This is a genomic window from Roseateles sp. GW821-FHT09H10 (genome assembly GCF_059415865.1).
This window is the reverse complement of sequence record NZ_JBWKOB010000003.1, coordinates 611,709-623,294: the sequence shown is the minus strand read 5'-3', so window position 1 is coordinate 623,294 and position 11,586 is coordinate 611,709. Positions and strand designations below refer to the sequence as shown.

The following is an 11,586-nucleotide window of genomic DNA, read 5'->3' as shown; positions in this document are numbered from 1 at the left end:
ACGGCGGCCGCCGACGCCGCCGGCGCCGACGCCGCCGCGCTGCGGCCGCCCCGGGCTCCCGCTCCCGCTCCCGCGCCAGCTCCCGCACCGGTTCCCATCCCCACCCTCGCCCAGGTCGGCGACCGCCTGTTCGACGAGACCAGCCTGTCGGCCAGCGGCAAGCTCGCCTGCGCCAGCTGCCACGTCGAGTCGCGCGGCCATGCCGACGCCGCGGGCACTTTCCTGCCTCTGGGCGGTGCCGATGGCAGCCACCAGGGCGCGCGCAGTTCGCCCAGCGCCCGCTACCTCGACCAGGCCGGCGCCTTCGGTTTCGACGCCCAGGGCCGCCCGCGCGGCGGCCTGTTCTGGGACGGCCGCGCCAACAACCGCACCGAGCAGGCCCGCGGCCCGCTGTTCAATGCCGACGAGATGGCCAATGCCGACGTCGCCGCGCTGGCCGCCAGGCTGCGCGCCCTGCCCTATGCGGCCGACCTGCGCGCCGCCGCCAATCTGCCGGCCGCCGCCACCGACAACCAGCTCGTCGACGCCGCCGTCACGGCCCTGGCCCGCTACCAGGCCGACGACGCCAGCTTCCATCCCTTCTCCAGCAAGTTCGACGCCGTGCAGGACGGCCGCGCCAGCTTCACCGCCCAGGAGCAGCGCGGCCTCAACCTCTTCAACGACCCGCAGCGCGGCAACTGCGCCAGCTGCCACAGCAGCCGCCCCGCGCCCGGGCTGAACCGCGCCCTGTTCACCGACTTCAGCTATCACGCCCTCGGCGTGCCGCGCAACCAGAGCCAGGCCACGGCCAACCCCGCCTTCTTCGACCTCGGCCTGTGCGCCCGGCCCGACCTGGCCGGCCGCGCCGACTTCTGCGGCCTGTTCCGCACGCCGACGCTGCGCAACGTCGCTTTGACGGGACCGTACTTCCACAACGCCCGCTTCGCGGCGCTCGAAGACGTCGTCGCCTTCTATGCCACGCGCGACACCGACCCGGCGCGCTGGTACCCCACGGTCAATGGCCAGGCCCAGCTCTACAACGACCTGCCGGCCATCTACCGCACCAATGTGCAGCAGGGCGCACCATTCCGCCGCCCGGGCCAGCCGCCGGCCCTGAACGCCCAGGACGTGGCCGACGTCGTCGCCTTCCTGCGCACCCTCAGCGACGGCTTCACGCCAGGCCAGCCGGGTCAGTGAGGGGTTCGTTCCGCGGAAGAAACTGCTAGAGTTATGGAGAAGTAACTTGGTTACTTCTCCTATAGCAATTCCTTCCCGGACGCCCCGCCATGCCTCCTCGCGCAGCCCCCGCCCGCACCGAAGCCGACAAGAACGAACCCCTGGTGGCCGACATCCGGCTGCTCGGCCGCATCCTCGGCGACGTCATCCGCGAGCAGGAGGGCCGCGAGGCCTACGAGCTCGTCGAGCGCATCCGCCAGCTGGCCGTGGCCTACCGCCACAAGCACGACAAGGAAGCCGGCAAGCGCTTCGACAAGCTGCTCAAGAGCCTGTCCGGCGAGCAGGCCGTCAGCGTCATCCGCGCCTTCAGCTATTTCTCCCACCTGGCCAATATCGCCGAGGACCGCCACCACATCCGCCGCCGCGACGTGCACGAGCGCGCCGGCAGCCTGCAGCCTGGCTCCCTGGCCTATTGCCTGGAGCATCTGCACGAAGCCGGCATCCGCCCGACGGAGATCGCCGAGGTGCTCAAGCGCGGATTCATCTCGCCGGTGCTGACGGCCCACCCGACCGAGGTGCAGCGCAAGAGCATCCTGGACGCCGAGCGCGCCGTCGCCGGCCTGCTGGAGGCGCGCGACCGTGCCGGCACCGAGCGCGAGCTGCGCGACACCGAAGGCCTGCTGCGCGCCCGCATCACCCAGCTCTGGCAGACGCGCATGCTGCGCTACTCCAAGCTGACGGTGTCCGACGAGATCGAGAACGCGCTGTCCTATTACCACTCGACCTTCCTGCGCCAGATTCCCAAGCTCTATGCCGAGCTGGAGGAGCACCTGCCCGGCCAGGCCCTGCCCAGCTTCCTGCGCATGGGCCACTGGATCGGCGGCGACCGCGACGGCAACCCCAATGTCGGTGCCGCCACCTTGAGGCGCGCCATGCAGCGCCAGAGCGAAGTGGCCCTGCGCCACTACCTGACTGAGCTGCACGAGCTGGGCGCCGAACTGTCCATCTCGCTGCGCCTGACCGGCGTGTCGCCCGCCATGCAGGCCCTGGCCGAACGCAGCCCCGACCAGAACGCCCATCGCCTGGACGAACCCTACCGCCGCGCGCTGACCGGCATGTACGCCCGCCTGGCCGCCACCCTGCACACGCTGACCGGCACCGAGGCCCTGCGCCACGCCGTCGCGCCCCAGGACCCCTACCGCACGCCCGACGAGCTGCTGGCCGACCTGCGCACCATCGAGTCCTCACTGAAGACCCATCACGCGGAGGCCTTGATCGCGCCACGCCTGGCGCCGCTGATGCGCGCCGTGCAGGTCTTCGGCTTCCACCTCGCCACGCTGGACCTGCGCCAGAGCAGCGACCAGCACGAGCTGGTGCTGGCCGAGCTGCTGGCCACGGCCCGCATCGAGGACGACTACGCCGCCCTGGACGAAGAAGCCAAGCGCGCCCTGCTGCTCAAGCTGCTCAACGACGCACGGCCGCTGCGCGTCATCGGCGCCACCTACACCGACAAGGCCCAATTCGAGCTCGCCACCTTCGAGGCCGGCCGCGAAGCCCTGGCCCGCTTCGGCCGCGAGGCGCTGCGCCACTACATCATCAGCCACACCGAATCGGTGTCCGACCTGCTGGAAGTGGCCCTGCTGCTGAAGGAGACCGGCCTGCTGCGCGGCACGCTGGACGGCTATGCCACCAGCGATCTCATCATCGTGCCGCTGTTCGAGACCATCGGCGACCTGCGCATTGCACCGGACATCATGCGCGAGTTCTACGCCCTGCCCGGCGTGCGCGGCCTGGTGGACCGCTCGGGCGGCGAGCAGGACATCATGCTGGGCTACTCGGACAGCAACAAGGACGGCGGCATGTTCACCTCGTCCTGGGAGCTCTACCGCGCCGAGATCGCGCTGGTGGAACTCTTCGACGAATTGAAGCGCAAAGCCCCCATCACGCTGCGCCTCTTCCACGGCCGCGGCGGCACCGTCGGCCGCGGCGGCGGCCCGAGCTACCAGGCCATCCTGGCCCAGCCTCCCGGCACAGTGAACGGCCAGATCCGACTGACCGAGCAGGGCGAAGTCATCGCCTCCAAGTACGCCCACCCCGAGATCGGCCGGCGCAACCTGGAGACCCTGGTGGCCGCCACGCTGGAAGCGACGCTGCTGCACCCGACGCAAAGCGCCTCCAAGGGCTTCCTTCAGGCGGCCCAGGAACTGTCGGACGCCAGCTTCGCGGCCTACCGCGGCCTGGTCTACGACACGCCGGGCTTTGCCGACTACTTCTTCGCCAGCACGCCCATCCGCGAGATCGCCGAGCTCAACATCGGCTCGCGCCCGGCCTCGCGCAAGGCCACCCGCGCCATCGAGGACCTGCGCGCCATCCCCTGGGGCTTCTCCTGGGGCCAGGCCCGCGTCGCCCTGCCCGGCTGGTGCGGCTTCGGCTCGGGCGTCGAGGCCTTCCTCGGCGAGGAGCCGGCCCAGCGCGCCAAGAACCTGGCGTTGCTCAAGCGCATGCTCAAGGGCTGGCCCTTCTTCCGCGCCCTGCTGTCGAACTTGGACATGGTGCTGGCCAAGACCGACCTGGCCCTGGCCGAGCGCTATGTGGAACTCGTCGAGGACAAGAAGCTGGGCAAGCGCATCTTCGCGGCCATCCGCGAGGAGTTCGAGCGCACCCAGGCCGCGCTCACGCTGATCACCGGCGATGACAAGCGCCTGGCGGCCAATCCCTCACTGGCCCGCTCCATCGAGCACCGCTTCCCGTACATCGACCCCCTCAACCATCTGCAGGTCGAGCTGATGCGCCGCTACCGCCGCACCCAGGCCGACGATCCGGCCATGGAGCGCGTGCAGCGCGGCATCCACCTGTCCATCAACGGGATCGCCGCGGGCCTGCGCAACACCGGCTAAGGCCGGTACTGCGCCAGCGTGTCGCCCACCACGCGCACCGTGTCGCCGGCGCGGAAAGGCGGCGGTTCGGCATAGACGACGGTGCGTTGCTGGCCGTCGTTCATGCGCACCAGCACCTCGTACTGGGTGCGCTCGTTGTGGCGCTTCTGGATCTCGCGGCCCAGCAGCGCGCCGCCGACGGCACCGGCCACGCCGGCCGCCGTGCGGCCATCGCCCTTGCCGAACTGGCTGCCCACCACGGCACCCAGCACGCCGCCGGCTACCGTGCCCAGCACGCGGCCATCCCCGTCGACCTGCACGGCATTCACCGCCTGCACGGTCGCGCAGTCATAGCAGGGCGCTTCGGCGCGGCGCGACGGCACGTTCAGGCCGGCATAGGCATTGGGCACGCTGCTGCGCACGCTGCGGTCACCCAGGCGCAACTGGGCGATCAGCGGCCGGTCCGTGTCCACCCAGGCGCCACGCGGCAGCACATAGGTGCCGGCATATTCACCCGGGCGCACCTCCTCGAGGATGATGTTGCGCATCTCGCTGCCCTGCAACTGCACGGAAGCCTGGCCGCCCGGCGTGCCGCGCACCGTGTAGCGCAGCGCTTCGACACGGCCGCGCTCGCGCACGACGCTGGCGGTCTGGATCTCGGGCTGCATGGTGGCGCCCGGCACCGCCCAGCCCACCTGCAGCGACTCGCCCAGCAGCACCGTGGCGACACGGTTGTCGCGCCTCAGGTTGGCATGCACGCGCGAATCCGGCCCGATGCGGTCGGAGCGGCCGACGATATAGCTGCCCTCGTAGCGGCCCGCGCTGGTTTCGTCCAGCCTGACGGTGCGTCGGCTGCCATCGATCTGCAGCAGCACGGCGGCGCCCGGCGTGCCCCACAGCACGAAGTTCAGCTCGGCGCCGGGCTCGACCCGGTCCACCTGTTCGACGTCGAAACTGGTGACGCGCAAGGGCGCGGCGGCCGTGCGCACGGTGCGCTGAGCCTCGGCCGGCGCGGCCAGGAAGGGCGACCCGGCCACCAGCGCACAGGCCAGGGCGGTCGCCGAGAAATGCTTGGCGTGCTTCATTGCGCGCTCCTGTTGATTGGGGAGCCCCAGCCTAGGTGCCGCCGCGGTGCAGCAACCATCGGCCCGCGGCCTGCTCCCGGGTAGGCCATGGCCTACAGTCGCCCCCCTTCATGCAGGTGGGTTCAGTGAATCTTCCCCGCACTCCGCGCGCCGCCGGCGCCACATTGCAGGCCTGCAACGCAGCGGCCTGAAACGATTGAAACAAACACCCGGCCCGCCGCAGTCCGCTTGAAACACAGGCCCTGGAGGATGGCCGCCACCCACAAGGAGCCCGCCATGTCCGACACCTCGAACGCCCCCGTCGTCTGCCTGCACTCCAGCGCCGCCAGCGGCAAGCAATGGCGTCGCCTCGTTGCCGAGGGGGGCGCCGGCTGGCAATGGCACACGCCCGACCTCTACGGCCACGGCGGCCGCCCCGACTGGCCGGAGCTGATGCCCAGCCAGCTGTCCGTCGAGGCCAACGGCGTGCTGGCCGGCCTGCCTTTTCCAGCCGACCAGGACTTCCATCTCGTCGGCCACAGCTATGGCGGCGCTGTCGCGTTGCAGATGGCCCTGCAGCAGCCCCAGCGCGTGCTGTCGCTGACGCTGTACGAACCGGTGGCCTTCGGCGTGCTGCCGGCCCTGGGGCCCAACGAGCCGGAATGGCAGGAAATCAGCGAGGTCGCCGCCTCCCTGGCCGCCGCGCTGGAGCGGGGCAACGATTTCGGCGCGGCGCGCGGCTTCTGCGCCTACTGGCAGAACCGCGACGTCTGGCCCGACATGGACTTCGCCCAGCACATGCGCCTGGCCGAAGCCATGCCCACGGTGCGCCGCCACTTCGAGGCCCTGTTTGCCGCGCAATGGAGCGACAGCCTGCTCGACATGCTGCGCATGCCGGTGCAACTGATCTGCGGCACCGCCACCCGCGCCAGCGCCCGCCGCGTGGCCCAGAGCCTGTCGGTGCGCCTGCCGCTGGTGAAGCTGCAGATGCTGGAAGGCGCCGGCCATATGGCGCCGATGAGCGACGCGCGGGTCAATGCGCTGATCCTGGAGAGCCTCTCGGCGATGCAGAAGGTGCCGGTGGCCTGACGGCTCAACGCGCCGGCTTGCCGGACGGCAGCAGGGCCAGTGCCATGGCGAGCTCTCCCGTGGCAGCCCTCTGGGCGGAGAGTTGCTTCGTCCTGCGCATGGCCGCGCAATCCATGCCGACATCTGCCAGCGCCCGCTCCATGAACTTGTCCAAAGCGGCCTGCAACGTGGCGGCGTCATAGGTTTGCTGCACGCGCGGCACGCCAGCACGGTCGGCCAGCTTCTGCGCGATGGACGCTTCGGCAATATCGCCGGCGTTCGCCAGCAGTTGGCGCGCCAAGGCACGGCAGTGTCCCAGCCGCTTGGGGGTGCTCAGGCCCTGGCCGCCGCAGGCCTTCATGGGCACGGCAACGTCGAAACCGGGCATCGCCGCATCGATGCCGATGATGGTGATCAGCGCCTGCCCCAAGTCCGCGGCGTCCGGGACGCCGTCTGCCGCAGCGATGGCCTGCGCCTCCAACAGGAAACTCCCTCGGGACAATCGCGGCCGGGCGGCAGCCTCGGCCAGCGCCGCGTCGATCGCATCAACGTCCTGGCGTCGCTGCGCTTCGTCCATCAAACGCAGCCAAGGCCGAGCGTCCGACGGGTCCAATTCGGCCCAGCGACGCGGATTCAGCTTGGCGCAGTGGGGGGCGTCTTCGCGAGCTGAGCTGCAGGAGGTCAACGCCATCTGATAAGCCAGCGCGTCACCGCTGCGGTCGGCCAGCAGGGCGGCGCCTTCGCGATCGCCCATCAACAACCTCGCGGCCACCTGTTGAGGCGTGTTGCCTGCCGACAAGCGTGTCGCGACGCGCGCCACGCCGTTTTCGGCATTGCGCTGCATGCGCGCCTCGATCTCCTTGAGCCGGGCCTGCGCCTGTGCCGGGTCGGCCCTCCAGCGCCGAAGCTCGGCCGCTGAGACGCGGCCAACGCCGCAGAACTCGACGCCTTCCGGCGGAATCCCGGCATCGTCCGGCCGCTGCGCCGTTCCACCGCCCAGGGTGCTCGCGGACTGGGCGTCTGCCGTCGGCGCTCCCGCGGACGCCGGCGTCGCCATGATGCGCGCGAGCACCGACGTGCCCGCAGCCGACGCCGCAGGGCCGGGAGCTGTGGCCGCTGCGGCGGCGGAAGCGTCCCCTCGCCCGCTCATCCATGCCCACAGGGCCAGCAGCAGTACCGCCGCCATCAGGGCCAGGCCGGCGAGCCGGCGCGTCCATGCAGTCATGGCGTCAGCATACGCGGCCGGTGCGCCGGACGCGTATCACCGAGGTGCCGAGGCCGGTGCGGCCTTCAGATAGCCCCGCATTGCAGCGAGCTCGCCTTCGCGGGCCAGTCTCATCACATGCCGGCCCATCTCGCCGAAGTTCGCGCAGGTGGGTTCCGCCATCCAGCGCATGCTCTCCTCGCCCATGGCCCTGAGCCCCCGCTCCCAATCCTCTTTTGCCAGGGCCTGGGGGCTGTGCGGCAAACCCAGGCGCTCTTCCAGCGTATGGAGGATGCGGGCCTCCAGCCCTTCCCTGACCATGCCGGGGATATGCCTCGCCACCTGTTCGCAGAGCTGGCGCCGGTTGGCATCCCTGAGCGCGTCCGCGCGGCAGGGGCGCGCCACGCCTGCCAGCGACCCATCGATCTGCGCCGCCGTGTCGATGGCCATGGCGCTGGCCAAGGCCCAGGCTTCTCCCGGCGTCGGTTCGGTCCCGACGGCTTCCGCCACGGTAGCGCTGAGGATGCGCGCGTTGGCAGACATCCGCGGCCTCTGCGCGACCTGATACAGCGCCTGGCCGACCGCCGTCTCGTCGCCCCGAGTGAAAGCATCATTCAAGCGCAGCAGCGATGGCCAGGCATCGCCCGGATCCAGAAGCTCCAGCCTTTCCAGATTGATCGCGGCACAGGCCTGCGGCACCGCTCCCGGCGGCTTGAGCTCCGGCATCTCGAAGCCGCTGGCCGCGGACGCCGCAAGCCGGGCCTGCATCTGCTTCATTGCCGGATAGGCGGCTCGGAACGCGGCATCCTTGCGGCAGGCCCGCACCGCAATGCGGTAGGTGCCGACATCCGCCGTCGCCGCAGCCAGTTCCGCGGCGGCCTGAGCGTCGCCGCGCAGTGCGGCGGCGGCCACACGCTGCCGCAGCGAGCCGACGTCAAGACGCTTCAGCATGTCGGTCAGCCCTTGCTCGCTCTGGCGGTTCAGCGCCGCAAAAGCTAGCTCGGCCGAGCCTTCGCCAGGCTCCAACTCGCTGCGCCTGACCCGCCCGACGCCGCAGACGTCGACGAACTCCCTGGAAGCCTGCAGTGGGGGCTCGTGCTGAGGCACCTTGATCGGCGCCGCGGCGGTGTCTGCCGAGCCATCGGCCCGTGCGGGCACAGCAACCGCCAATGCCGGCATCGGCGCCGACGCTGGCGCCGCCACGGCCAGGGGCGCCGCTCGCCTCGCTTGCCAGCCGAGCAGACCCGCCATCGTGGCCGCCAGCACCAGGCTCAGCAGCACCCACCGCCACCGGCCCTTCAACGGGCCGGCCTCATCCGCTCGGCCCACCTGCGATAGAGCACGTCCCCGGTCGACAGCCCGGAAATCTGCTCCAGCATGCGCATGCGCTCGGCCTCGCTGACAGCCGCACGCTCGCCGCCACGCGTCAGCGCAAGGGCTTCGCAGATCCGCTGCCGCGTCGGAGCCACGCCGGCCGACTTCTGGAAGCCCCTGTCCCTGAGCAGGGCCAACAGCTCATCGACCCTCGGCTGCCAGACGGGCCGCTGCTGCGGCAGCAGGGCCAGAGTCTGGTCGGCCAGCAGTAGGGCGACCAGGCTTTCCACGGCGCCGCCGTCTGCCCAAAGCAGATCCGCCGCCTGCTGGCAGCGTTCGGCCGTACCCACGTCGGCGGGGTTGCGGCAGCTGCCGGCCAGGCCGCGCAGGTTGAGCAGGCCCCAGGGCTGGCGCAGCTCCAGCCCGGAAGGCGGCAGGTCGGCGAGCAGCGCAGCCGCTTCCTGCTGGTAGCTGCGCGCATGGCGCACATGGGCACCGATCTCGTTGAGCAGATAGCCGCCGTCCGCGCCGGTCCGCGTCGGCAGGGCCAGCCAGGCCAGCAGGTTGTCAGGCTCCAGCCGCGACCACTGCGAGGCCTCGATATTGCGACAGCCCGGCCGCACGCAGGGCATGTGCAGGGCCAGCACCGTCAGCATGGGATCGGTGGAGGAGCGAGCGCGGTCCTGCAGCCGGGCGCGCGCGGCGTCGGCCTCGGCCGTGCCGGCCGCCGCCAGCAGATAGTCGGCCAGGGCCTGCGAGCGCAGGTCGCTGCGACGCTGCAAGGGAGCGACAGCTTGCGGCACGGCCGCGGCGACCTGGGGCTGGATCTCGGCAGCCCGCCGCGCGCAGGTCTGCGCCCATTGGGCCTGGCTGCCCGTCACCGCCAGCGCCAGACCCAGCGGCCACCAGCGCAGTGCGCGCATCAAGCCTTCTGCCCCGCCAGCGCCTCCCGCACCGCCGCCACCTGGCGGCGCGACACGGCCAGCCATTCGTCGACATGGACGACCCGCACCGCCCAGCTGTCGGCGGCCTCGGCGGCATCGCCGCCGCCGTCCAGCTCGCCGAAGGAGGTCGGCGTGTGGCGCTCCAGCTCGCGCACGGCCCAGCGCGCCACCAGCGCGTTGCGGTGGACGCGCAGAAAGCGCTCGCCAAAGCGTTGCTCGAGCTCGGACAGGGCGCCGTCCATCACATGGCTCTCGCTGGCGGTGCGCAGGGTCACATACTTCAGCTCGGCCTTGAAATACAGCACCTCGGCGATCGGGATGCGCAGCAGGCGGCCTCTGTCGGTCAGCGTGACGAAATCCGTCGGATCGGGCGCGGCGGGCGCCTCGGCCGGCTGCTGGGACTGGGCGGCCGAGCGTTCATTCAGGCGCTGGGCGGCGCGGGCCAGGGCCGCCTGCAGGCGTTCGCGGCGCACCGGCTTGGTCAGGTAGTCCAGCGCATCGAGCTCGAAGGCGCGCAGCGCATGCATGGCATGGGCCGTCACGAAGATGATCAGCGGCATCGGCAGGCCGGGCTGGCTGGCCTGGCGCTGCGCCAGGCCGTCGGCGAACTGCAGGCCGTCGGAACCCGGCATCTGCACGTCCAGCAGCACGATGTCGCAGCCGTGGTCGCGCAGCCAGGCGGTGGCCTGGGAGGCGGTGGCTGCCTCGGCCGCGACCTCGCAGCGCGGCTCCTGGATGGCATCGACCAAGCCGCGCAGGCGCAGCCGGGCCAGGGGTTCGTCGTCGACGAGAAGGACGCGCAGGGCTGTTGTCATAACGGCACCAGGATACGCAAGGAAAAGCGCTGCTCGGTGGATTCGATGTCGAAGCGGGCGGCGACGTCGTGCATCAGCTTCAGGCGCTGGCGCACATTGCGCAGGGCCAGGCCATGGCCGGCCGTGCGGGCCGGCGCGCCGACGGTGTTGACGATGCGGATCTCGACCTCGGCGCCGCGGCGCACCGTGCTGACCTCCAGCTCCCCGCCCTCGTCATTGGGCTCGACGCCATGGCGCACCGCGTTCTCCACCAGCGGCTGCAGCAGCAGCGGCGGCACTTTGGAGGCGTTGGCTTCGGGGTCCAGATGCCAGACGATGCGCAGGCGCTTGCCGAAGCGGATCTGCTCGATGGCGAGGTAGCGGCGCGCCAGCTCGACCTCCTCGGCCAGCGTCACCGAGGCGCTGGCATCGGCCAGGGCGACGCGAAAGAGCTCGGCCAGGTCCTCCAGCACGCTTTCGGCGCGGGCCGGGTCCACCTGCACCAGGGCGATGGCGCTGTTCAGCGTGTTGAAGAGGAAATGCGGCCGGATGCGCGATTGCAGCTCGACCAGCTGGGCCAGGGCGTCGGCCGGGCGCTGGGTGTGCTCGCGCATCTTCAGCCAGGCCAGCAGCAGGGCCGCGCCGCTGGCGCCGCAGGCGGCGATGCTGGCGATGCGCCAGACGCCGGCGGGCTCCTCGCTGGTCAGGGCCAGCAGGCCAAAGCCCATCAAGGCGCCGACCGCGCCCAGCCCCATCAGCGCGCCCCACTGCACCGGCTCGGGCAGGCGCGGCCACAGCCGCTTGGCGGCGCAGACGACGAGCAGCCAGGACAGCACGGCGAACATGGTCACCACGGTGCCGTTGGCCGTCAGCGTCAGCCACTGCGTGGCATCGCGCGCGACGACGGCGACGCCCAGGGCCAGCAGCAGCTGCACGCCGAGCACGGCGCGCAGCACCAGGCCGACATGGCAGACGTCGAAGGCACGGGTCGGGTCGAGCAGCGGCGCCCGGTTCAGCTCGGGCAGCTCGGGCAGCTCGGTGGCCCCGAAGCCCAGCCATTGGCTGAGCTGCATGGACTCGTGCCAGACGCTGTGGTGCGCGGGCGCGCGGCGCTTGAAGAAGGGCATGGCGTGGGATCGAGAAGGGTTGGAGTTGTTGGCGTTCGAT

9 protein-coding genes are annotated in these 11,586 nt (G+C 71.2%); 3 read left to right on the top strand and 6 right to left on the bottom strand.

The genetic code is table 11. From position 1 onward, the window contains the following. A partial coding sequence (locus AC07OY_RS18440; protein ID WP_495044062.1) for a cytochrome-c peroxidase occupies positions 1–1,176 on the top strand: 1,176 nt, incomplete at its 5' end. An 89-nt stretch (positions 1,177–1,265) separates the two neighbouring features. After that, complete coding sequence (ppc, locus tag AC07OY_RS18435) at positions 1,266–4,052, top strand: phosphoenolpyruvate carboxylase (RefSeq protein ID WP_495044061.1); 2,787 nt, start codon at positions 1,266–1,268, stop codon at positions 4,050–4,052. Here ppc and AC07OY_RS18430 read toward each other — a convergent pair. Continuing rightward, entirely contained in the window at positions 4,049–5,116 is a 1,068-nt protein-coding gene (locus AC07OY_RS18430) for an outer membrane lipoprotein (RefSeq protein ID WP_495044060.1), read from the bottom strand. The two genes, ppc and AC07OY_RS18430, sit on opposite strands and share 4 nt — an antisense overlap. A 276-nt stretch (positions 5,117–5,392) precedes the next feature. Here AC07OY_RS18430 and AC07OY_RS18425 point away from each other — a divergent pair, with 276 nt between their 5' ends. Continuing rightward, positions 5,393–6,184, top strand: coding sequence for an alpha/beta fold hydrolase (locus AC07OY_RS18425; protein WP_495044059.1), 792 nt, complete (start codon positions 5,393–5,395; stop codon positions 6,182–6,184). A gap of 4 nt (positions 6,185–6,188) precedes the next feature. On the opposite strand, the gene AC07OY_RS18420 is transcribed toward AC07OY_RS18425, so the two are convergent. From AC07OY_RS18420 to AC07OY_RS18400, 5 genes are read right to left on the bottom strand one after another with little or no spacing between them, the layout of a single operon-like run. Next, the gene (locus tag AC07OY_RS18420) at positions 6,189–7,388 is read right to left on the bottom strand and encodes a hypothetical protein (protein WP_495044058.1); all 1,200 of its coding nucleotides are present in this window, start codon (positions 7,386–7,388) and stop codon (positions 6,189–6,191) included. 36 nt (positions 7,389–7,424) lie between these two features. Further along, complete coding sequence (locus AC07OY_RS18415) at positions 7,425–8,648, bottom strand: hypothetical protein (RefSeq protein ID WP_495044057.1); 1,224 nt, start codon at positions 8,646–8,648, stop codon at positions 7,425–7,427. Between the two features lie 17 nt (positions 8,649–8,665). Further along, a complete protein-coding gene (locus AC07OY_RS18410) occupies positions 8,666–9,604 on the bottom strand; it encodes a hypothetical protein (protein WP_495044056.1) in 939 nt (312 codons plus the stop codon). After that, entirely contained in the window at positions 9,604–10,440 is an 837-nt protein-coding gene (locus AC07OY_RS18405; protein WP_495044055.1) for a LytR/AlgR family response regulator transcription factor, read from the bottom strand. The genes AC07OY_RS18410 and AC07OY_RS18405 overlap by 1 nt, the downstream gene beginning before the upstream one ends. Then, a complete protein-coding gene (locus tag AC07OY_RS18400) occupies positions 10,437–11,546 on the bottom strand; it encodes a sensor histidine kinase (protein WP_495044054.1) in 1,110 nt (369 codons plus the stop codon). The genes AC07OY_RS18405 and AC07OY_RS18400 overlap by 4 nt, the downstream gene beginning before the upstream one ends. Between the last annotated feature and the right edge of the window lie 40 nt (positions 11,547–11,586).